Origin of the sequence: Pyrobaculum neutrophilum V24Sta (assembly GCF_000019805.1) — an archaeon.
GTDB classification, from domain to species: Archaea; Thermoproteota; Thermoprotei; order Thermoproteales; family Thermoproteaceae; genus Pyrobaculum; species Pyrobaculum neutrophilum.
In genome coordinates, this window is record NC_010525.1 from 1,148,648 (window position 1) to 1,169,803 (window position 21,156).

General features: G+C 59.6%; 26 protein-coding genes. 12 read left to right on the forward strand and 14 right to left on the reverse strand.

Features of this window, described 5'->3' with window-relative positions:
- Positions 1–21 precede the first annotated feature (21 nt).
- Positions 22–480 carry a riboflavin synthase gene (gene ribC, locus TNEU_RS06480; RefSeq protein WP_012350631.1) on the forward strand — a complete coding sequence of 153 codons (459 nt, stop codon included), beginning with the start codon at positions 22–24 and terminating at the stop codon, positions 478–480.
- Positions 481–710: 230 nt separating this feature from the next.
- On the opposite strand, the gene TNEU_RS06485 is transcribed toward ribC, so the two are convergent.
- From TNEU_RS06485 to TNEU_RS06505, 5 genes are all read right to left on the reverse strand, one after another.
- Positions 711–1,403: a DUF1614 domain-containing protein gene (locus TNEU_RS06485; RefSeq protein ID WP_012350632.1), complete on the reverse strand. Its 693-nt coding sequence runs from the start codon at positions 1,401–1,403 to the stop codon at positions 711–713.
- The gene (locus TNEU_RS06490; protein ID WP_012350633.1) at positions 1,400–2,293 is read right to left on the reverse strand and encodes a phosphate signaling complex PhoU family protein; all 894 of its coding nucleotides are present in this window, start codon (positions 2,291–2,293) and stop codon (positions 1,400–1,402) included. Before TNEU_RS06490 ends, TNEU_RS06485 begins: the two co-directional genes overlap by 4 nt.
- A gap of 73 nt (positions 2,294–2,366) precedes the next feature.
- Positions 2,367–2,993, reverse strand: a complete 627-nt coding sequence (locus TNEU_RS06495; protein WP_012350634.1) for an HAD family hydrolase — start codon at positions 2,991–2,993, stop codon at positions 2,367–2,369.
- Positions 2,990–3,217: a ferredoxin gene (locus TNEU_RS06500; protein WP_012350635.1), complete on the reverse strand. Its 228-nt coding sequence runs from the start codon at positions 3,215–3,217 to the stop codon at positions 2,990–2,992. Before TNEU_RS06500 ends, TNEU_RS06495 begins: the two co-directional genes overlap by 4 nt.
- 231 nt (positions 3,218–3,448) lie before the next feature.
- The gene (locus TNEU_RS06505; RefSeq protein ID WP_012350636.1) at positions 3,449–3,901 is read right to left on the reverse strand and encodes an MGMT family protein; all 453 of its coding nucleotides are present in this window, start codon (positions 3,899–3,901) and stop codon (positions 3,449–3,451) included.
- Between the two features lie 39 nt (positions 3,902–3,940).
- On the opposite strand from TNEU_RS06505, the gene TNEU_RS06510 reads away from it, so the two are divergent.
- Entirely contained in the window at positions 3,941–4,213 is a 273-nt protein-coding gene (locus tag TNEU_RS06510; RefSeq protein WP_012350637.1) for a MoaD/ThiS family protein, read from the forward strand.
- On the opposite strand, the gene TNEU_RS06515 is transcribed toward TNEU_RS06510, so the two are convergent.
- Positions 4,210–4,692 (reverse strand): hypothetical protein, encoded by a 483-nt coding sequence (locus tag TNEU_RS06515; protein WP_012350638.1) that lies wholly within the window; start codon positions 4,690–4,692, stop codon positions 4,210–4,212. The two genes, TNEU_RS06510 and TNEU_RS06515, sit on opposite strands and share 4 nt — an antisense overlap.
- A gap of 80 nt (positions 4,693–4,772) precedes the next feature.
- Here TNEU_RS06515 and dcd point away from each other — a divergent pair, with 80 nt between their 5' ends.
- Complete coding sequence (dcd, locus tag TNEU_RS06520) at positions 4,773–5,303, forward strand: dCTP deaminase (protein WP_012350639.1); 531 nt, start codon at positions 4,773–4,775, stop codon at positions 5,301–5,303.
- On the opposite strand, the gene TNEU_RS06525 is transcribed toward dcd, so the two are convergent.
- Together TNEU_RS06525 and TNEU_RS06530 are read right to left on the reverse strand one after the other, a co-directional pair.
- Positions 5,300–6,139: a metallophosphoesterase family protein gene (locus tag TNEU_RS06525; RefSeq protein WP_012350640.1), complete on the reverse strand. Its 840-nt coding sequence runs from the start codon at positions 6,137–6,139 to the stop codon at positions 5,300–5,302. The two genes, dcd and TNEU_RS06525, sit on opposite strands and share 4 nt — an antisense overlap.
- Entirely contained in the window at positions 6,127–6,831 is a 705-nt protein-coding gene (locus TNEU_RS06530) for a TatD family hydrolase (RefSeq protein WP_012350641.1), read from the reverse strand. The genes TNEU_RS06525 and TNEU_RS06530 overlap by 13 nt, the downstream gene beginning before the upstream one ends.
- A 128-nt stretch (positions 6,832–6,959) precedes the next feature.
- Here TNEU_RS06530 and TNEU_RS06535 point away from each other — a divergent pair, with 128 nt between their 5' ends.
- Entirely contained in the window at positions 6,960–7,745 is a 786-nt protein-coding gene (locus TNEU_RS06535; protein ID WP_012350642.1) for an ArsA-related P-loop ATPase, read from the forward strand.
- 93 nt (positions 7,746–7,838) lie between these two features.
- On the opposite strand, the gene TNEU_RS06540 is transcribed toward TNEU_RS06535, so the two are convergent.
- Positions 7,839–8,573: an amino acid ABC transporter ATP-binding protein gene (locus tag TNEU_RS06540; protein WP_148682390.1), complete on the reverse strand. Its 735-nt coding sequence runs from the start codon at positions 8,571–8,573 to the stop codon at positions 7,839–7,841.
- Positions 8,574–8,709: 136 nt separating this feature from the next.
- A complete protein-coding gene (locus tag TNEU_RS06545) occupies positions 8,710–9,399 on the reverse strand; it encodes an amino acid ABC transporter permease (protein ID WP_012350644.1) in 690 nt (229 codons plus the stop codon).
- Between the two features lie 62 nt (positions 9,400–9,461).
- Here TNEU_RS06545 and TNEU_RS06550 point away from each other — a divergent pair, with 62 nt between their 5' ends.
- Entirely contained in the window at positions 9,462–9,842 is a 381-nt protein-coding gene (locus TNEU_RS06550; RefSeq protein WP_012350645.1) for a putative metallopeptidase, read from the forward strand.
- A gap of 30 nt (positions 9,843–9,872) precedes the next feature.
- Positions 9,873–10,079 (forward strand): hypothetical protein, encoded by a 207-nt coding sequence (locus tag TNEU_RS06555; RefSeq protein ID WP_012350646.1) that lies wholly within the window; start codon positions 9,873–9,875, stop codon positions 10,077–10,079.
- Here TNEU_RS06555 and TNEU_RS06560 read toward each other — a convergent pair.
- On the reverse strand, positions 10,076–11,359 hold the full coding sequence (locus TNEU_RS06560; RefSeq protein ID WP_012350647.1) for a Glu/Leu/Phe/Val family dehydrogenase: 1,284 nt from the start codon (positions 11,357–11,359) through the stop codon (positions 10,076–10,078). The genes TNEU_RS06555 and TNEU_RS06560 overlap by 4 nt on opposite strands.
- Before the next feature lie 83 nt (positions 11,360–11,442).
- On the opposite strand from TNEU_RS06560, the gene TNEU_RS06565 reads away from it, so the two are divergent.
- Genes TNEU_RS06565 through TNEU_RS06580 form a run of 5 tightly spaced genes read left to right on the forward strand, consistent with a single transcriptional unit; the run spans position 11,443 to position 15,175 of the window.
- On the forward strand, positions 11,443–12,336 hold the full coding sequence (locus TNEU_RS06565) for an ATP-dependent glucokinase (protein WP_012350648.1): 894 nt from the start codon (positions 11,443–11,445) through the stop codon (positions 12,334–12,336).
- 43 nt (positions 12,337–12,379) lie between these two features.
- Positions 12,380–12,850 carry an uL15m family ribosomal protein gene (locus TNEU_RS06570; RefSeq protein WP_012350649.1) on the forward strand — a complete coding sequence of 157 codons (471 nt, stop codon included), beginning with the start codon at positions 12,380–12,382 and terminating at the stop codon, positions 12,848–12,850.
- Positions 12,850–14,229, forward strand: coding sequence for a preprotein translocase subunit SecY (gene secY / locus TNEU_RS06575; protein WP_012350650.1), 1,380 nt, complete (start codon positions 12,850–12,852; stop codon positions 14,227–14,229). Before TNEU_RS06570 ends, secY begins: the two co-directional genes overlap by 1 nt.
- Before the next feature lie 29 nt (positions 14,230–14,258).
- Entirely contained in the window at positions 14,259–14,384 is a 126-nt protein-coding gene (locus TNEU_RS10485; RefSeq protein ID WP_281011705.1) for a hypothetical protein, read from the forward strand.
- On the forward strand, positions 14,384–15,175 hold the full coding sequence (locus tag TNEU_RS06580; protein ID WP_012350652.1) for a putative RNA uridine N3 methyltransferase: 792 nt from the start codon (positions 14,384–14,386) through the stop codon (positions 15,173–15,175). The genes TNEU_RS10485 and TNEU_RS06580 overlap by 1 nt, the downstream gene beginning before the upstream one ends.
- Here the strand turns inward: TNEU_RS06580 and TNEU_RS06585 are convergent.
- The 3 genes from TNEU_RS06585 to TNEU_RS06595 are packed head-to-tail and all read right to left on the reverse strand — an operon-like array spanning position 15,172 to position 19,257.
- Positions 15,172–16,395, reverse strand: coding sequence for a nucleotidyltransferase family protein (locus TNEU_RS06585; RefSeq protein WP_148682391.1), 1,224 nt, complete (start codon positions 16,393–16,395; stop codon positions 15,172–15,174). The two genes, TNEU_RS06580 and TNEU_RS06585, sit on opposite strands and share 4 nt — an antisense overlap.
- 38 nt (positions 16,396–16,433) lie before the next feature.
- Positions 16,434–17,882, reverse strand: coding sequence for a glycogen/starch synthase (locus tag TNEU_RS06590; protein WP_012350654.1), 1,449 nt, complete (start codon positions 17,880–17,882; stop codon positions 16,434–16,436).
- A 1-nt stretch (position 17,883) separates the two neighbouring features.
- On the reverse strand, positions 17,884–19,257 hold the full coding sequence (locus tag TNEU_RS06595; protein ID WP_012350655.1) for a glycoside hydrolase family 57 protein: 1,374 nt from the start codon (positions 19,255–19,257) through the stop codon (positions 17,884–17,886).
- A 42-nt stretch (positions 19,258–19,299) separates the two neighbouring features.
- On the opposite strand from TNEU_RS06595, the gene TNEU_RS06600 reads away from it, so the two are divergent.
- The gene (locus tag TNEU_RS06600; protein ID WP_148682392.1) at positions 19,300–21,129 is read left to right on the forward strand and encodes an aldehyde ferredoxin oxidoreductase family protein; all 1,830 of its coding nucleotides are present in this window, start codon (positions 19,300–19,302) and stop codon (positions 21,127–21,129) included.
- Positions 21,130–21,156: the final 27 nt, after the last annotated feature.

Below are 21,156 nucleotides of genomic sequence, written 5' to 3' on the forward strand. Positions count from 1 at the left end.
TATTAGCTTTTGTAGAGCGTCATGGTCTGCATCGGCGTGGTGGACACCACCTTCGCGAGGGTAGACATGGGCGCCGCCGCCGTAGATGAGCTGAGGAGCCTCATGCCGCACGCCCTGGTGAAGAGGCTTACCGTGCCCGGCATAAAAAACACCGTCTGGGGCGCCCTCCGCCTGATAAGGGAGGGGTGCGACGCGGTTATGGTGCTGGGCTGGGTGGGGCCTACCCAGGTGGATAAGTACAGCTATCTAGCCACCTCCATCGGCCTTATGCAGCTTCAGATCTCCACGGGTGTCCTGGTCATCGACGTGACTGTGCACGAGGAGGAGGGAGGCGGCGACGAGAGAAGGCTGAAGGAGATCGCGCTTGATAGAACGCGGAAGCACGCCTGGAACCTAGTACAACTCCTGACTGAGGGGCTGGAGCGGTACGCCGGGAAAGGCCTAAGACAGGGCTATCCACACGCCGGGGAAATTTTATAAATTTTAGCAAATATCAACCACGTGACATATATAAAGTTCCTAATTAAACGTAAAGTGTACAGCGCACCGAATCCAGATAAAGTAAAGCAAGTTCATCATTATTAAATCGGTTGCCCTGCTTTTCTATATTTCTAGAGAAATCTATTTAAAGCTGAGGTTGTAGTGAGGCAGGGCGGCTACGGCAACAGGGCGCCCCCACGCCTCCCGCAGTTGCCGTAGTCCCGCCTTCTCTACAGTAGTTTTGACAGGAGGGTGGCCAGCAACCCGCTTAGGTAGATCCCGTCGAAGACCCCGGCTCCCCCTATGGAGACCAGGGGGGGCCTGTGGCTTAGGATCTTCCTCATGTTCATGAGGTCCGCCCCTATAATCGTGCCGTATACGGCTGTGACGTAGGTGGCGGCGGGGCCGCCTCCTGCGATAAGCGCCGAGAGGGCGGCGATTATGGGCGGGGCGAAGGCGGGGGTGACGACGCCTACGCTTGGGATAACCCTGCTCACCGAGTATGTGAGGAGCGACGCCGCGGCTATCGCGGCGACGAGGTGTGGGCTGTATATCTTGGCTAGGAGGTACGTAGCTACGGCGAGGGGCACGACGGCTCCGCCCACGTTGACCGCGATGTAGGACTTCTCCTCGTGTAGCGCGACGCGGGGCACTGGGATGGGGATGCCCAGCACAACTACGTAGTCGACCACCGGTATGTAGTGCCTCCTGGAGACGGTATACACCACGACGTTGATGGGGCTCGCCGCGAGGCTGAAGAAGGTCATAGACATCGCGATGAGGAGGGCGGCCGCGGGGTGGATCCCGGTCGCCTTCAGCACATCCACCATAGCGGCGGCGGAGAGGGGGGCTAGAGCTGCGGCGAGCGCCGCGTATATTACGCCGAATACGCCGTGGAAGGGGAGCGCGACGACGACCCTCATCTCCGGCTTGCCTTTGAGTAGGCCGCCTCTGCTATGTCTGCGGCGAAGCCAACTATCGAGGCGGCCTCGTGCATTACGGCGGTGGCCTGTGGACAGGGGGGCTGTAGGGTCTCTCTGGCTAGGTCAGCCCGACGGAGCAACACCTCTAGGGCTTTACCCGCGTCGTTGTTGTAGAAGGCGTTGAAGGAGTCTTGGAGGTAGCGGTATACCTTCTCGAAGATGGTTTTGACGCCGGCTGTGCACAACATCTCGTTTTGGAGGTAGTAGTTGGTGGCGCGGTCTATGGCGTCGCCTACGTGTTCTAGGTTTTTTATGGTTATGACGTAGTCCACGTAGTGCTCCGGCCTCTGGGCTATGTTCCTCTTCACCGTCCTTAGGGAGAAGAAGTAGAGCTTGTCCAGCTGGTCGTCGAGGCGCAGGATCTCCTCGGCGTATTTCAACGCGCCGCCGGACAGCATTTGGAGGAAGAGGGCGAACATGGCGTCTACCGTGGTGTACATGCTTCTGACCGCCTCGTCGATGTCGACGTCCTCCCTAGTGACTATCTTCAGCCTGAGCAACCCGCCCACCTCCATGAGCACCACCCCCGGCAACTTGCCCTCTATCTTGGTCACCAGCGCCGAGATGTCGCCGGTCTCCACCTCGATCTCGTCCACCCCCTCTATGTAGTAGGCGATTACGTCCCGCGTCAGCTTCTCCACGTCCTCTCCCCCCACCCTAACCCTCCTGGCGGCCGTGGCCTCGGAGCTGGGGAATATCGTTATCTTGTCTCTGTCTACCAAAAGCTTGACTGGGGAGCCCACCGTGAGCCCATGCGACTCGACCCACTCCTTGGGTAGAGTTACCCCAAAGGACCTCTCGCCTACTCTGATTATTCTACGTAGCTCCACGGTCTACTTGAGGCTCCCGGTTTTTAAGTCAGACTGGGACGGCTCCATCACTGCTCAACATCGGTGATGCTCATCACGTCTGTCGACGGAGCACGGCCTTTAAATACTTGGCGAGGGGGTAGAGGGTGTCCGCCCTTATGACCGCCTTCGCCGCTCTAGCCACCTCCTCGCTGGTTGGGTTGAAGGCTATGGAGTAGCCGGCCTTCCTCAACATGTGTAAATCGGCTTCGCCGTCTCCCACGGCCACCACCTCCCGCCAGTCGGCGCCCAGTATGCCGAGGATCCTCTCCGCAATCTCGTCCTTGTTCCTATCGCTTACGGAGACTGCGACGGTGGCCACCCCCCCGGCGTTGTACACAAGGTCGTTGACTATGTAGAAGTCGAAGCAGTGGGAGAGGCGCCTCGTGTAGCCCACCCCCGCCGAGAGCGCTATGGAGTATACCCCAGCTTCCTTCAGCACCCCGCAGAGGGCCTCCAGCCCACGCCTCGTCTGAAACCTCGCCTCTACGAAGCGTCTCGTGGCGCCCTGCCACAGGAGGACGTCGTAGAGGGCCCACTCGTAGTAGTCGATGGCCCCCAGCCTATACAGAGCCCTGTTTAAACCAGCCTCTGTCCCCAAAACCGCGTGGAGCCTCTGCCACGCGGAGAGAAACGGCGTAATTACGCCGTCTACGTCGAGGATAACTACGCGGTAGCTCATTCCCTATACACCCGTATGGCCCTCGACGGGCAGTGCCGCTCCGCCTCTTTCACCTGCTCATAGAGCTCGTCTGGCACAACCCCCTCCTCTACGCCGTTTACGGCGTATTCAGGCGCCACCACCGGCTTCCCGCCTTCGCCCGGTATAAAGACGGTAGAGGCGTAGAAGAAGCAGAAGTGCGCCACTACGCACTTCGACCTGTCTATCTTCACCCTCACGGGCATTGGGAAGCCACCGAAGTAAGTATTTATTGTTTACCGTCTAACAGCGCTAGAGCGGGGACGCCGTCTACGGCGTCGCCCCCGTCGGTAGCCACGGCGCCTCATGTGCGGAGTCTAGAGAGCGGAGGTCCCCTCTCTCTGGAACCCAAGGGACTGCCCCGGGGCGAGAGGCCCAATACGCGGCTTCGCCGGCCCCGCGCGCCGTCCGCTGCCCGCGCCGGCTGACGCTCGCCGTCAGGTCGGCTCTACGCCGAGGCTTTGTAAAATCGCGTTTTTTATGTCCGCGACGGGCCGAGGCTTGGCGATTCTGCACGGCTTTCCTCCACACAGCGCTCCTTCGTACTCCAGAAGCCTGCGCTTCAGCTCCACGCCGCCGGCGTAGCCGCCGAGGGTCATATCGCTCTTGACCACCCTGTGGCAGGGGAGGAGGACGGGGAGGGGGTTCTCGGCCATCAGCCAGCCGACGTGTCTCGGGCTCGTGCCGAGCGCCTCGGCGTATAGCTTGTAGGTGGTGACGTAGCCCCTGGGTATGCCGAGGAGATACAGCAACCTCCTGTCTATCCTGTCGAGGGGGAGCTCCTCCACGATATCTCTCAGCTCCACCCATCTGCTACAGCGGGGCGGGTTGACGTATGTCCTTACGCCGTCCCACCCAACGGCGGCTGGGCCGTAACGTGCACAGATCACGTATGGGCGAAGTCTTTAAGTTAAATCAGTTGTCGGCTTGTGGCTAGGGTAAAGCTCGCTGGGGTGCTCGTGGCTTTGGCAGGCGGGAGGGCTGAGCTGGAGCTGGAGGGCTCCACCGTTAGGGAGATCCTAGGGGGGCTGGCCTCCGTCTCGCAGAAGCTCTACGAGCGGGTGGTGGGGCCCGACGGGAGGCCTAGAGCCGATATCTACATCGCCGTGAACGACGTGGACATCAGGTTGCTCTCGGGCCTCTCCACGGCGGTGAAAAAGGACGACGTTGTCCTTATCCTGGCCTATATACACCCCGGCTAGTCCCTTCTCCTCCTGTCCACCACAACGGCTGGGATCTTCTTGGTCGACTGGGCGTTTTGATCCGCTATAACCACCTCCTGTCTGTAGTACACCACGCCCCTCGGGAGCTCCTCTCTGGCGAATATGGCCCTTAGGAGGAGGGTAGAGCCGAAGAATAGGAAGGTGGCCATCCCCGTCAACACCGCGCTCCAGACAGTGGCGTACTCTAGGTAGGCCTCCAGGGGGGTGAAGGGCAGTATGAGCCTCTGGCCCATCACCTCCCTAATCGCCCAGAGGCCGTTTACCACAAACCACACGAGTATCCCCGCGAGACCCCACCTTATAAAGAAGTCCCCCAGCCAGCTACCCAGGGGGCGCCTCGGCGGTATAGAGGCTATGAAGGCGAGGGCGAAGGCTATTATCATGAACCAGACCCAACCGCCGACGACCGGGTGCTTCATATACTGCGAGACTGCCCCCAGCAACTGTCCCAGATCCATCTGCACTACCCAGCCCCCGAAATATAAGAGTATTGTTCTGTTTTACACGTTTACGGATTTAAAAGTGCTGTGTCTAAGCCATGATACTGGCCAACGACGAGCTTAAACGGCTTATATCGCTGGGGAGGCTCAAGGTGGAGCCTCTGGCGCCGGACACCGTGCGGGAGAACGGCCTCGACCTAAGAATTGGGGGGGAGTACGCCATCTACGCCTACGAGGGCGCCGTGGTTAAGCCCTGCGAGCTGGATTCCGCTAGGCCGCTCTTTAGGGTGGTCAAGGCAGACGAGGTGGTGATCCCCCCGCGGAACTTCGTCCTCTTGACGACGGAGGAGTACGTCAAAATGCCCGACGACGTGGTGGGCCTCGCCAACCTGCGCTCCACGCTGGCGCGGTACGGCTTAGTCATACCTCCCACCGTGGTAGACGCCGGCTTCGAGGGCAACATCACCATCGAGGTGGTGAACGAGTCGCCGAACACCATAGTGCTGAGGAGGGGGATGAGGTTCCTCCACCTGATACTAGTCAAGGCGGAGGGCCGCGCCCTCTACTCCGGCACTTACCAGGGGCAACGGGGCGTCACCCCGCCGAAGGGCCTCAGGGGCGAGTGCTAGAGGAGGTCGGGGTCTTCTGGACACCGGGCTGGCTCCTTCGTGGATAGGTCGTAGACCTCGACGTTTTGCCGCACGGCCGCCACCTTCGGCTTTGTCTTACGGTACGGCCCCACCGCCGATGTAAACACGGTGACTACGGCTCCGCCGTGGTGTACGGCGCAGCCGGCGGGCACGTATGTGTGTCCCCTGAGGAGGACGGCTGTGTCGTTAGCCGCGTGGAACTCCTTCGTGATTTTTCTGCCGAAGAGCCACGCGCCTGGGCCCCGGGGGCTTGGCGCGTATGTGTCGCACGGGCACGGGTCGTTCCAGAGGGCTTGGAAGACTAGGGGGTCCGCCGGGGTCACCAAGTCTCCGCCCGCCCTCCTCAAGTCCTCTAGGGAGGCGGGGGTCATGTCCTCCTTTAGCGGGATCCCGCCGTGTAGCGCCACGATCTTCCCATTTACCACCGCAGCTACTGGGAGCGAGGCGAAGGTCTTCTCGAACTCCTTGTAGACGGCGCCGCATCTACTGCCGATTTTTTCGCAGAGCTCGTCCAGGAACCCCCCCTCGATGTTCATAACCGGCGACTCGTGGTTGCCGCGGAGGACAACCGCCTTGCCCTCTACGTAGAGCTTGAGCACCTCGGCGACCACCTCCAAGCCCATGTCTCCCCTATCTACGTAGTCCCCCAGGAAGAGGTAGGGGCTTTCCCACTCTTCGAGGATCTGGCCTAGAGTTCTGTAGTCGCCGTGGATATCGCCCACGGCTGTGAAGCGGCCCTCCGCCTCAACCACGAGACTCCGCGTCTTCTCCCTCGCCTTTGCCAGGAGGTCGACCAGGGCCTCTACAGACGCCATAGCCTTCTGGCGTTTGACTCCACGGTCTCCACCACCTGATCCCTCGGCGATTCCCAGAGCTCCGCCAGCTTCTCCACGGTCTTGTTTATCAGCGGGGGCGCCAGCCTCATCCCCCGGTACTCGTACGGCCCATCGCTTTCGAGCAACACGATCCGTCTGTCGGCAACCTTCGCCACCTCCTGGTGCTTCTTCTGGATCACCACGGCTGGGTTTATGGAGATGTAGTAGCCCAGGTCTCTGATCGTCTCCAGTAGGTCGAGGGGGCCTGTGTACCAGTGTATCAACGCCCTATCGACGTCGGCTCTCCTAAGCTCCTCCACCACGTCGGCCCATGCATCCGGCGCGTGGACGTTAACCACGAGGTCGAGCTCCCTGGCCAGCCTTAGGAAGGCTCTGAAGAACTCGCGCTGTTTGTCAAACGTCTGGGGGACAAACCTCCTGTCTAGCCCCACCTCGCCTACGCAGGGCACCTCCGCCTTTTCGGCGAGGCGGACTACAGCCTCTAGATCCCCCGGCTCGGCCTTGTCCACCTGCCAGGGGTGTATCCCCACGCAACGCACGGCTCCCCTCAGCTCCGCGGTCCTCTTCGAGGTGGCTAGGTCGTCTGAGACGCAGACCAGAGTCCACTCCCTGGTGTACCCCTCCAGCTCCTCCCTCGGAAACTCGTGACAGTGGACGTGGTTGTCAAACACATGGCGCAATGCGTTTGGTATTTAATTACTCCCTCCGCAGTTCGCACGGAGCGCCTTAATGAATGAGCCAAGTTCCTTAGTAGGTCATCGACTCCAATAATTTTTTATATCTCGCATGTATAGGAACCGTGTACAAGAGTTTGATTCTCGGAGTTTTTGGAAAAGGTGGTGTTGGCAAGACAACCGTATCTTTGGCTTTAGCTCTTTCGCTCAAGAAGGCGGTTGTCATAACAACAGACCCTTACCCTGGGCTTAAGGAGCTCCTCCCCAACCCCCCTAACGGAATAGAGCTTGTTGAGATTAGCTATGAACATCTAAAGCAGGAATGGAAAAAGGAATTTGGAAAGGAAGCCTATGAACTTTTCAGAGGAGTCGCCGACGTCGACGAAGAGTTTATTGAATACCTTTCATCTGCCCCAGGCTTAGTTGAGCAATATGCTGTGTACAGGGTAATGAAAGAAAGGGATAGAGGCCATGTTGTTATATGGGACACGCAAGCGGCGCCTGGGGCGATGAGCCTTATAAAGGCCGAGCTCGAATTCTATAACCACCTGAATAAGGCTATATTCTACTGGGGCAAACTAAAGAAGCTTCTAAGCAGGGACGTCAATTTAGAAAAAATCATAAAAAAGTGGAGAGACGTAGCAGAGTTCACTTTAAATTCGCTGAAGGACACAAGAACAGTTATAGTAGCAAATGAAGACAAGCTTAGCCTTAAGGTTGCAGAGAGCATCGCTAACGAGCTGAAGGAGTTTACAGACTTTAGAGGTTTTATTCTCAACAAACTCAAGTCCACAAAACCCATCCAATTAAGCGGGGAAGTGCTAGCGAAAATACCTGAGCTAGATAATCCAAGTCCAGAATCGGTATCTCGATTCATTAGCCCAAAGCTCCTCGATTTGTTACTGCGCTAGAAAAGCATAAACCGTGAAAATAAAAGGCAATTCGCAAGAATTTGGTTACCGGCTCGAATATGCATGTATCGTAGCAGTCGCGGGCGCAGGCGATCACGCCATGCGCTTGTGTAGCCTTTTGAGGAACTGGCGGAACCGCTCCGTCTTGGGGTTGTAGAGTATGTCGACGGGGCCCTCCTCGACGATCTTCCCCCCTTCGAAAAACACCACCCGGTCTGCCACGTCAAGCGCGAAGTCCACCTCGTGTGTGACAATGAGCATGGTGGTGCCGCGGCGCGCTATATCCTCAAGCACCTGCAGAACCTCCTCCACCAGCTCCGGGTCGAGGGCTGAGGTGGGCTCGTCGAGCATCAAAACTCTGGGGTTTTTAGCCAGCGCTCTTGCGATGGCGACCCTCTGCTGCTGGCCGCCCGACAGCTGTAGAGGATAGGCGTCGGCCTTGTCCTCAAGGCCCACGAGGCGGAGGGCCTCCCTAGCTCTCACCAGGGCCTCCTGGGGCGGCACGTTGTGTATTTTGACGAGGGGGAGTGCTATGTTTTGGATGACCTTGAGGTGGGGGAAGAGGTTGTAGTGCTGGAAGACGAACCCAACCCTCATACGCACCTCCCTCAGCGTCCCAGGCCCCACCTCCAGCCCGTCTATCACAACGCGCCCCTCTCTAGGCTTTACCAGCCATATCAAGGATCTGAGAAACGTCGACTTGCCGGAGCCCGAGGGGCCCATTATGACGATCTTCTCCCCCTGGGACACCCTCAGGCTCACCCCCTTCACCACGTCCTGGCTTCCGTAGGCCACGTATAGGTTCTCCACCGATACGATCGTAGCCACGGCCCACACTACCACACGTTAAAAAGGTGTTTACACCCACATCGCCCCCGCCTAACGTCTACACCTCTGGAGCTGGCCGACACACGGCTGTGTCTGGGCGTCCTGCCGCTACCCCGGCGGCCCCGTCGGGCGGCCGTCATATTACGCCTCTCCTCAGGTAGCCGGGTATTGCGTATTTGCGTTCTATGTGGTGGCTTATCTTGACCATGGCGTAGCAGATGATGAAGTACACCACTGCGGCCGCCAGATACGCCTCGAAGTATGTGAACTTGGAGGCGGCGTAGTAATCCGCCCTTCTGAAGATGTCGGGTGGGGCTACGCCGATGACGGCCACGAGGGAGGAGTCTTTTATCAGTAGGACGAGCTCGTTCATGAGCGCCGGTAGCGCAATCCTGAGCGCCTGCGGGAGTATTATGTAGCGGAAGGTCTGGGTTTTGGTGAAGGCGTACGCCTCGGCGGTTAGGTACTGCTCCAACGGTATCGCCTGTACAGCCGAGCGGAATATCTCGGCTTGGTAGGCGGCGCTGTTGAGGCCGAGGGCTATTACGCCTGCCGTGAAGGGGTCGATGTTTAGCCCGTAGTCTTTGAGGTAGCCGCCTACGCCGAAGTATATTATGAAGATCTGGACGAGGAGGGGCGTACCCCTGAACGCCTCCACGTACGCGGAGGCCAGCCAGGGCAGCGGTCTCGGAAGGAAGAGCCGGACGAGGAGCAGGACTGCGCCGAGGAGGAGGCCTATTGTGAAGGAGAGGAGAGCCAGGGAGAGCGTCGTCGGTATACCTTGGGCTACGTAGGGGAGCGCCTCTATAAAGTCTTGGAGAGCCACGCGAGGGGGGCCAGGGCGTGTTATATAGTTTTCGAGTTTAAATACCGCGTAGAGCTGGGGCCGTGTACAGGAGGCTGTGCGACGTGGAGGAGGACATAAGGAGGGCGGCGGCTAGGTACGGGCTGAGACATCTACTCGGCGTGGAGATCTCCGTTCTCTACAACCCCGCCTCTAGGTCTAGGGCTGTGGCCAGGATCTGGGGCCTCGGGCGGATCTTCCAGGTAGCCTTCGGCTTGAGGCCTGGCTACGTCATAGAGCTTCTCCCTCCCTTCGCCCAGCTCGGGTGCGAGGACAGGCTTAGGGCTGTGGCCCACGAGCTGGCGCATGTGCCAGACACAGCCAGCGGCTCGCTGAGGCCGCACAACAAGGCCTTCTGGAGGACGTATAGGAGCTATCTACGGCTCTTTAAGTGCGACGACTTCCCCTCTCTAACCTATGTATAAAGCTTATATCTCCCGAGGCCGGGTGTGCATATGTACTACCTCGCCGACCAGCGGCTTAAGGTGGCGGCTGAGAGGTTCTCAGCGGATAAGGCCCTCAGGTGTAGGACCGTGTACCAGATATATAAGCTCTACAAGCAGGGGCTGGTGACTCAGAAGGTGGGCGAGAAGGCGGCTGAGATATTGGAAAAGGAGTGCCCCCGGGAGCTGCTGGAGCTCGTGGCGCCTACGGTCGACTAGATCCAACCTCTGAGCTTCATGGCGTTGTATATCCTCTCAAGCGCGGTCACTATCGCGGCGTCCCGCATCGTCCACCCCTTCTCCGACTGCCACCTGTTGTAGACCCGAGCCACGTTGTTGGCCATTATGGACTCCAGCCTTTTCCTCGTCTCCTCCTCATCCCATATGAACCACTGGAGGTTCTCCACCCACTCTAGGTAAGACATGATTACCCCGCCTGCGTTCGCCAAGATGTCGGGCACCACCAAGGTCCCCCTCTCGTAGAGCGCCTTCTCCGCCTCGGGCGTCGTGGGGCCGTTGGCGCCCTCCACGACGAGCTTCGCTTTTACGAGCTTGGCGTTGTCTAGCCTAATCACGTTCTCGATGGCGGCTGGGACCACTATGTCCACGTCCATATACAGCGGGAGGCTCGGGTCCTTGCTCTTCTCGCCGTCCAGCTCCAGCACAGACCTATCTCTCGTCTGGGCCTTCGCTCTATATATCTTTATGATGTCCTCGGCGGGGATCCCCGACTTGTTAACCACAGACCCTTTGGAGTCCGAGATCGCCACCACCTTCGCGCCCATCTTCTCAAGCCAGTAGGCCGCCCACGCGCCGGTGTTTCCAGCGCCTTGGACAGCCACGGTTCTGCCCTCGATGCCTCCCCACAGCCTTCTGGCCATCTCTCTGGCGGCCACCGCGACGCCGAATCCCGTCGCGTACTCCCTCACTGGGTTCCCCCAGAGCTGAGGAGGCTTCGAGGTAAATACCGCCGGCACGTTGTACCCCCTGAGCTTCGAGTACTCGTCAACCATCCACGCCATGATCTGGGCGTTTGTGCCGACGTCTGGGGCGGGGATATCCACGGTCTCGCCTATGAGGGGGGCTATGGCTCTGGCGTAGCCTCTTGAGAGCTCCTCCAGCTCTCTGGGGGAGAGCCTCTTTGGGTCTACGCGCACGGCGCCTTTAGCTCCGCCGTAGGGGAGGCCGGCGAGGCTGTTTTTCAGAGTCATGAGGGTGGCCAGCGCTATGTCGTCGGCTAGGGTGACCTCTGGGTGGAAACGTATGCCTCCCTTGTAGGGGCCAAGCGCGCCGTTGTGTTGCACCCTATAGCCCTCGAAAACCTCGTACCGGCCGTTGTCCATCTTGACAGGTATGTTGACGATGAGTATGCGCTGGGGTCTAGCCATCATCTCGAAGAACTCCGGAGGCAGGTTGGCAAGCTCTACGCCGCGTTTGACCATGAGGATGGTGTTTTCAAGGAATGCGCTTATTGTGTAGGCCCAACTGGCGTGAGCCATGTTTTCTCCTTCTTTCCTAAATATAAATCTTTTTTTACATAGTGCAAATGTAGATCTATATATCCACGTTTTTAATCCGGTTCATGGCGGAGAGATACCTCGGAGTCGACATAGGGGCGACCTGGACGCGGGTTCTCCTGGTAGATAGGGAGGGCCGGGTCCTGAGGAGGGCCAAGTTTAGAACCGGCGTAGATCCGGCGGCTCAGGTTGTTGAGGCCGTCTCGGGGTGGGAGTTCGACGCGGTGGGGGTGGGCTCCATAGGGCCTCTCGACTTACGGAGCGGCTGGGTTGTGAATTCCCCAAACTCGCCGGCGAGGCGTTTTCCGCTCGTCGAGCCTCTTAAGGCGTTGGGAAAGCCGGTGGCCGTGGCTAACGACTGCGTAGCTGCCGTCTGGGGCGAGCGCGTGTTTAAATACGGCGTGGAGAACATGGTTTACGTCACGCTGTCGACGGGGGTGGGAGTTGGGGCAATCGTCGACGGCACTCTGCTCCTCGGGAAAGACGGGAACGCCCACGAGCTGGGCCACGCCGTGATCCAGTTCATGGAGGGGAGGCGGTGCGGATGTGGGGGGCGTGGACACTTCGAGGCGTATGTAGGCGGCGCCCACATACCCTCTCTCTACCGCGAGCTTACTGGGGACGACCCGCTGGACCCCGCCGAGATCTTCAGAAGATACAGAGAGGGGGAGGAGAGGGCAAGGCGGTTCGTAGATCTCTGGCTTGAGGCCCTTGCAGCTGGCTTAGCCACAGTAGCCGCGGCCTACGACCCCGAGCTACTTATCATGGGGGGATCCATAGCCTTGAACAACTGGGACTTGATAAGCCGGGAGGTGCCGAGGAGGCTCAGGGCTTATCTGGGCGTGAGGCCGCCGGAGCTTCTCCAGGCCTCCTTTGGCGACGACGAGGTTGCCGTGGGGGCCGCCGCGCTTGTGTATAAAGTCCCCGAGAGCTTGAGGAGGTTTGGATACCCGAGGTAGGGGTTGTAGAAAAGTTTAAAAAACGTCATAGACGGGGCTTTGTATGGTTCGGCGTTTTAAACGCGCAGTGAAATACAGACGCGGTAGCAGGACACACGGCTGGGGTAGGGTGGGACAGCATAGGAAGAGCGGCGGCTCCGGCGGCAAGGGCATGGTGGGGTTCCACAAACATAAGTGGTCTCTAGTTATGAAATACGGCGAGAGCGGAACGGGCTGGCCCTTCTACGGTAAACACGGGTTTAAGCAGCCACAAGCCATATCTATAGAGTGGAGGCCTATCAACGTGGGGACCCTCGCCGAGGTCGTCAGAGGGCTCAAGAGGGAGGGCCGCGTGAAGGAGGAGGGCGGGCGCTACGTGGTGAACCTCGTAGAGCTTGGCTTCAACAAGCTACTGGGTGGAGGCGACGTGGATCTGCCGATCGTGGTGTACACGCCGGCGGCGAGTAGATCAGCCGTTGAGAAGATAGAAAAAGCCGGAGGAGAGGTCAGGATCGTCCCCGCCGTCCATAGGTGATGGATTTCCTGACGCTTATTCCCACAGTCTCAAGGCCACCTGGCAGAGTTCCCCTCTCTCGGAGGCTTTTCTGGACGGCCGTCGTAGCGACCGTCTATATACTGATGACGATTACGCCGCTTTACGGCGTACGAACTCAACAGGAGGGGACCCACGCAGCTCAGCAACTACTCTCCATAATATTCGGCACAGCATACGGCACCTTGGCCCACTTGGGCATCGGCCCTATCGTAATCGCGGGCATCCTTCTAGAGGTGTTCGCCTTCTCCGGCCTGCTGAACCTCGACCTCAACAAGCGCGAGGACCGCCTCAAGTTTACTCTACTGCTCAAGTGGGTGGCCTTGGGCATAGCGGCGCTGGAGGCAACCGCGTATGTACTCAGCGGGCAGTTTGGGCAGGTGGGGCCTGTCGCCGGCTTCCTCATAGTTGTCCAGCTCTTGGTAGCGACCGTGATCATAATCCTCCTCGACGACCTAATGTCGAAGGGCTGGGGCATCGGTAGCGCCATAAGTCTCATAATCTTCCTCGGCGTAACCCGCCAGATCTTCCTAAGTCTCTTCTCGTGGGACGTGGTGACCGACGTGCATAACCAGACGCACGTGGTCGGCTTAATCCCCGCGCTTGGGGCGGCGCTCTACGACTTGTTTGCAAGGGGGGACGCGGCTCCTCTGGTAAATCTGATAAATAGGCCGGTGTTTCTACCGGGGCAACCGACACCCACGTATCTTCCGGACCTCTTCGGACTTCTGTCAACCGTGCTCCTCGGCTACATAATCCTCTACCTGGAGATGATGAAGGTGAACATCCCGGTGACCGCTGGGCAGTACAGAGGGATCAAGTTCAACATACCGCTTAGGTTCGTCTACGTGTCTGTGCTACCGATTATCTTCACCACGTATTCGCTCCTTCTGGTCGGCCAGATGCTTTTCCCGCTTAGCCGGGACAATCCCGTGATCGGGGCCGTGGTCAGCGTCGTGTTTCCACCCCACCGCTACTTTTTCGACGTCCCGCTTCTGGTGGCCCACTTCTTGATCTATGTGGCGTTGGCAACCGCCTTCGCCTGGGTGTGGGTCCAGCTGGCTGGGCTAAGCGCCGAGGATCAAGCGAGGCAGTTTACCCAATCCCAACTCCACGTGCCTGGCTTTAGGCAGAGCGAGAAGATTCTGGCCAAGCTACTGGAGAGGCCTATCAACGCGTTGACTGTAATTAGCGGGTTTGTGGCAGGCGCCTTCGCGGCGCTGGGCAACATACTGGGGGTCTGGGGAGGCGGCACTGGGCTTATACTTCTCGTCGAGATCGCGCTTCAGTACTACGCCCTAGTCATGAGGGAACAGATCATGGAGATGTACCCAGGTCTGAAGGACGTACTGGGAAGATAGTTTAAAAAACCAGCTCTTCTCTAATGGGCATGGGCGGACGCCAGAGGACGTCTCTCTTCATGACGACCGAGGAGGAGGCGAAGAAGCTCGGCATAGAGGCGGAGGGCGAGAAGAAGGAGGAAAAGAAAGGCGGAGAAAAGCAGAAGAAGAAGTAGTGTCTTTTTCCATCGCCGTACCCCACGACTTTCTTTTGGAGGCGCCGGACGAGGCGGGTAAGGTCAGGAAGCTTGGCTACCTGGCGAGGGCGGCGGCTATATTTAGGGTGGAGGAGGTCGTTATATACCACTACGGCGAACCTCTGAGGGAGGAGATAGACTTCGCCAAGACCATCCTCGAGTATATGGTCACGCCTCCCTACCTCCGTAGGAGGGTGTATAAGCTCGACAGAAGACTTAGGCTGGCCGGCCTCCTGCCGCCTCTGAAGATCCCCAGCCACACCGTGCCGCGTGAGCCCGCGGTTGGGGAGATCCGCGAGGGAGTGGTGGAGAGGTGGGACGGGTACTACTCGCTTGTCTACATCGGTGGGGGGAGGTACGCCAAGATCCCTAGGCCGTACCCCATAGGCACGCGCCTCCTCGTCAAGATAGAGGCGCCCACTGGGCGGCCCGACACCTACAGAGCTTCGGTGTACAGGGGCGCCCCGCCTAACTACTGGGGCTTCAGAGTGGAGGTTAGGTCTCTACGGGAGCTCGCCGAGGGTTTCGACGCGGTTGTGTTGACGGGGAGAGAGGGCAGGTCGATCTGTGAGGTGAAGCCTAGGCTTGGCAGAAGGACTCTTGTGGTGTTTGGGGGGCCTAGGAAGGGCGTAGACGAGATCTATAGGGAGGAGGGGGTCGAGATGCCGGGGGAGTTGATAAACTTCGTGCCGGGCCAGGGGGTTGAAACCATTAGGACCGAGGAGGCCGTCTTCATAGTGCTGTCTGTTTTGAACTTGAGGAGGTGCTAGACCAGCGAGAAGCCCTCTAGCTTCACCCCCCTTTCCACCGTCTTGTGCGGCCACACCCTTACGTTTTTTAGCTGGGCCCCCTCGCCCACGTAGGCGTTGTCAGCTACAACTGAGTCCTCCACGACGGCGCCGTCTCCGATGTATACATGGCGTCCTATGATAGACCGCTTTATAGAGACGCCGCTACCGACGTAGGTTCTGTCCATCACCACGGACTCCTCCACCGCCGTTTTTTCCCCTATTATGACGTAGTTGTCCACCACGGACTCTCTTAGGTATGCGCCGCCTCCGATTTGTACATGGCGCCCTATCAACACGGGGCCCTCCACCCTTATCGCGTTATTGACGATGTCCTCTCTGATCTTGGCCTTCAGCGACTTAGACCGCTCGCTGGTGCCTTGGGCGTATATCTGCGGCGCGATTTCCTCGGCCTCGAGCTCCTCCGGCGGGAGGTGTCTAAGGAGGAACCGGACGGCTTTTAGGTAGCGTTCTGGGGTCCCCACGTCGAACCAGTAGCCGCTTGTCACGTAGCCGTAGACGGGTAGGCCCGTCTCTATGCAGGCCGGTATGACGTCTCCGCCGAAGTCCATCTTGCCCTCGCGGTAGAGCTTCTGGCCAACTTCGCCTTTGAAGAAGCTTCTGAAGTCCTCCGATAGTATGTATAGGCCGGTGTTGACCAGGTTGCTGGGGGCCTCCTCCCTCCTCTTGGGCTTCTCCACGAACTTCAATATACGCATGTCTTCCCCCACCGCCGCAACGCCGAACTCGCTTAGGTTGCCGGCCTCCTCCTTTAGGGCGATGGTGATGAAGGCCTTATGCGAGCTGTGGAACCTGTACATGTCTTGGATGTCGAGTTTAAAGATGTTGTCGCCTTGTACGACGAGGACCGGCTCTGCGATGTCGTAGTACTCAAGAGTGGCGAGGACGGCCTCGGCGTTGCCTCTGGTCTCAACCCTGGGCATGTATCTAATTCTGACTTTTCTGCCGTATCTCTCGTAGAGCCAGCCCCCCTCCCTAAAGTAGTCGTATATGTCGCGGTAGTTGTGGTAGCCTCTAACGCCGAAGTAGAACTCCTCAACCCCCTGCTGAGCTAGGTGTAAAATCGAGAGCTCCACGAGGGGTCTGTTGAGTATGCGGACCATGGCCTTGGAGGTCTCGACGGTGAGGGGCCTGAGCCTAACCGCCTCCCCACCTACCGGTATCACAGCTATCTTTACCATGTAATAAACTCTTTCCATTTTTTTATTTTGCGGACGCGCTAGCTTACGGCGCGGAAGTAGGCGAATTGTCTTGCTTTTTCGTAGCAACGCTCCAACATGTCTACGACGTTTCCAATTCTGAACTTGGCGTCGACGTAGCTCGCTATATATTGTCTCGGCGGCGGTTTGTAGCGCCCTGAGGCAACGGCCTCCATGGCTCTCCCCAGCCCCTCCACGTCTTCGGGCTCCACCAGTAGGCCTAACCCGTCTACTACCTCGGGCAACCCGCCGACCTTAGCCGCTATCACCGGGGTGCCCAACGCCATGGCCTCTATGGCGGAGATGCCGAAGGGCTCCCACCTAGACGGCATAACCAACGCCTTCGCCACGTAGTGTAGGGCTTTGTAGAGCCTCGGCGGGATTTTAGCCGTCGAGAGCGCCGCCCTACCCCGCCTCTCCCACACCAGCCTTTTGACGTATTCCTCGTAGCCGAAGTCCCCCGACGGGATGCCCAACACGAGGAGTCGGGCGGAGGGGGCGTGGTCCAGCGCTCTTACGGCTAAGTCGATGCCCTTCTGGGAGGTGAGTCTCCCCACCGCGAGGAGCAGTCCGCCGTTTTTGTCTAAGCCGCCTACGACGCCGAGGCGTTCCACCTCCTCCACCAGCCGCCAGACGTCTCCCTCCGACACCCCCTCCACCTCCTTAAGGCTCCAGTCCGTGGCGTTGTATACGACGCAGGTCTTCGGGCGTATCCACTCGCCGTATTTACGCAGGAGCTCCTCAAGATACCCATAGCTGACCGTAGACACCGCGTCTGCCTCCACTACGCCGAATCTCTCCACGCTCCCCCAGCCCTCGTCCCACACAGCGCTGTAGTGCTCCCACCGGTGGCAACAGACCCGCCAGACTGGGTGCCGCCGGTTCTGTAGCCCGCTCCACTCCGCGTAGTGCCAAGGGAAGCGGTAGTCCCAGGAGAGGTGTACCGTGAAGAGGAGGGGGATGGCGAGGCCTCTCCTCTCCGCCGCATCGCGTAGCGCAACGCCGGCTAGGACGGTGGGCCAGTCGTTGACGTGTATTAGGTCCGGTAGGCCGAAGCGCTCCGCAAAGGCGGCCGCCGCCCTCGCCAGGAGGGAGGCCTTCTCCTCGGCGTATTCGTAAACCCCCCACCTGTCGAAGATGTGCCCCGTCGTGTAGTCTAGCCCTTTAAACATCACGACCTTGACGCCTTCTACGTACGTTGCCTCTGCCCCTAGGCAGTAGGGGTACGCCCCCCCGTCTTGCCCCCGCCGTTCTCCACACGCTCGAAAGTCCAGGGGGTAAAGATCGAATCCTCTGTTTGGGTCGAGGTGTCTGCCGTGGCTGGGCATCAGGACTGTGACGTCGTATCCCCTCCTCGCGAGGCCAACGGCGTACTGCCTAACGGCTTCGCCGAGGCCGCCCACTTTTACCAAGCCGCCGAACTCCATAGCTATGATGTAGACGCGTCTTATCTTCTCCGGCGCCCGCATGTCAGCCGAGGATCCTCTCCGCCTCTTGTGGAGAAAGGAGGAAGACGTCTGTGAGCCACCTTTTGAGGTCTTGGCGGTGGCGTTTCTTGAAGCCGGCGTCTGTGTTCCTCAGCTCCTTCAGCGAACAGATCCTCGCCCCGTGGCCGTGGAAGCACCTCTCGTCGTTAAACACAAGCCTTTCTGCGGCCTCTGCGCTCCACTTCTCCCTGATCTCCACCAACAAGGCCGTCAGAGCCGCCATGTAGACGTCGTGTGCCTTGTAGGCGGAGCCGTAGGGGCTGAAGTAGGAGTGGACCTCCCCCGCGGGCCCCGTCTTGGTCGCTTGGTAGTAGAAGTGGTCGCTTGTGGAGAGCTCTCTCCAGAGCTTCAGCGTTTCCCCGCCGAGGGCTTTCGCGTATGGGTAAAGCCACGTGAGTAGGGCGAAGGAGCTGCGCTGCATCTCGTTCCCCAGCCACGCAGATAGGTCTCTTTCGTCCGCCCAGCTGATGGTGGCCCAGGGGGGGACGTCGTATGTATCCCTTGGCGGGTGGAGGGACGCCGCCTCTGAGACCGTGGCGAATCTAAGACGCGGCCTCTTCGCGATTTCTCTCGGGAGCCACCTGAGGAACTCGTGGATGCCGGACTCCGGCCAGTGGTGTTCCCCAAACGTCTCGTAGTCTACTGCTATGAACGCCACGTCGCCTGGGGTTGCGTCAAGCCACGAGGCGTACTTGTCCGCAGTCAGCGGCCACTGGTCCCACCACCTAGCCCCGAACCTGAAGCCTATGTCGTCGCTTAGTCTGTAGTTGCGGACCAGCACCCTCGCGTCGCAGCCCCAGGCCTTGTAGACGTAGTTGGGGGAGCGCCACCCCAAAACCCAGTCCACCCCCTCCGTCACCACCGTCTCGAAGCCCATGGAGTGGAGGAAGCACGCGATGTCGTTGTTGTAGATGAACTCGGTGTTTTCGGCAGCTCTCGGCCTTACGCCGATTAGCTCCTCCACGGCCTTCCTCTGCATCTCCACCTGCTCCCTGAACTCCTCCCTGTCTATGAACCATGCCAGGCTGTGGTAGTAGGTCTGGGCGGTGAACTCAGCCGCCTCCCGCGATGCCAACGCCCGGAAGAGGTCTAGGACGTCTGGGGCGTGCCTCCGGAACTGTTCAAGGGCTAGGCCGCTTAGGCTGAAGGTCACCTTGAAACCCGGCGTTTCCAGCGCCGCCTCATATATGATCTTGGTGGCCTTCCGGTAGACTCTTTCGGAGACCCTCCTGAAGATGGCGGCGTTTAGCTCATCGTAGAAGATCTCCACGTCGCTCGGCCTTCTTGGGTATACCCTGTGGAGGTCCGGCCTTATCCTCCGGGGCTGGTGCACCTCTAGAAAAAGCACAACGTGCATAGGGCTTAGCACACCTTTAAATATATCCGCATCGTGGATTCTGTGGCTGGTTGGCAGGGGAGGTTGCTGAGGGTGGACTTGACGCGGAGGAAGGCTGTTGTACAAGGGCTTGACGCCGCGGTGGCGCGGGATTTCATAGGGGGGCGCGGCCTCGCGGCTAAGATACTGTGGGACGAGCTCCCTCCGGGAGTCGACCCCCTGTCGCCCTACAACAAGCTGATCTTCGCCGCCGGGCCGTTGACGGGCTTGCCGGGGCCTAACTTCGGGAAACTCGTCGTAGCGGCTAAAAGCCCCCTCACGGGCGGCTACGGCGACGGAAACATAGGGACGTGGGCAGCCGTAAATTTGAGGAAGGCAGGGTACGACGCCTTGGTCGTGGAGGGGAGGGCCGAGAAGCCCTCCTACATCTTCATAGACGGCGATAGGGTGGAGATCCTAGAGGCGGGGGACCTCTGGGGGCTAAACGCGTGGTCTGTGGAGGAGAAGTTGCAGAAGATCCACGGGAGAGATGCGGCGGTGATAACCATAGGGCCGGCTGGGGAGAACTTGGTCAGATTCGCCACGGTGGTTTCCCACAAGGGGCGCTCGGGAGGCCGGCCGGGCATGGGCGCAGTTATGGGGTCGAAGAACTTGAAGGCTGTGGTGGTTAAGGGCAAGGGGGAGGTCCCCCTGGCGGACAAGGCGGCCTATCAGCGCCTCGCCGTAGAGGCGGTAAGGGAGGGCTCCTCAAGCCCCAGCTACGGCTTCTGGATGAGGCAGGGGACCACCTCCACCGTGGAGTGGGCGCAGGAGGCGAGCGTTCTACCCGCCTACAACTACTCGGAGGGGCAGTTCGACGATTTTTCCAAGATCGGCGGCGGCGCTGTGGAGAAGCTTGAGACGGATCTCAAGTCATGTCCGCTCTGTTTTATGGCGTGTGGCCACTGGGTCCCCGCGGAGTCGGGGAGCGTGGAGGTGGACTACGAGAACTTGGCCATGCTGGGGTCTAACCTTGGGATAGGCGATCTATACAAGGTAGGGGAGTTAAACAGGATCGCAGACGTGATGGGCATGGACACCATTTCGCTTGGCAACGTGCTGGGCTACGTGATGGAGGCCTCGGAAAGGGGATACGGCGATAGGCTGGGCTTTGTGGTTGAGTGGGGCGACTACGAAGCCGCGAGACAGCTGGCCCTCGACATCGCATACAGGAGGGGGGTGGGGGATCTTCTGGCAGACGGCGTTAGGAAGGTCGCGGAGAGGATAGGCGGGCAGGACTTCGCGATGCACGTCAAGGGGCTTGAGATCTCGGCCTACGACTGCCACGCGGCGCCTGCCATGGCTCTTGCCTACGCCACCTCCCCCATCGGCGCCCACCACAAGGACGCTTGGGTTATCGCCTGGGAGGTGAAGACGGACCGCTTTGGGTACACGAGGGATAAGGCGGCGAAGGTGGTGGAGCTACAGAGGATCAGAGGCGGTTGGTTCGAGACCTTCGTCGGGTGCCGCTTCCCCTGGGTGGAGGTGGGGCTCTCCCTCGACTGGTACCCGAGGCTCTTCAAGGCTGCCACTGGGGTAGACGCCACGCCTGAGTACTTCAACGAGGTTGGCGACAGGATCTACGCGCTTATCCGCGCCTTCTGGGTGAGGGAGTACGGGTGGTGGAGTAGAGAGCTGGATATGCCCCCGGCTAAGTGGTTCAAGGAGCCGCTTACGAAGGGGCCATTAAAGGGCGCCCGCCTAGACCCCGAGGGCTACGGCCGACTCCTCGACTACTACTACGAGCTACGCGGCTGGGACAGGCGGGGAGTGCCCAGGCGGGAGACGTTGGAGAAGCTCGGCCTCGGCTACGTCGCGGCGGAGCTGGAGAGGCTTGGGCTAGCCGGAGGTTAAGACCCCCTTCGAGGCGTCTGCCGCCCC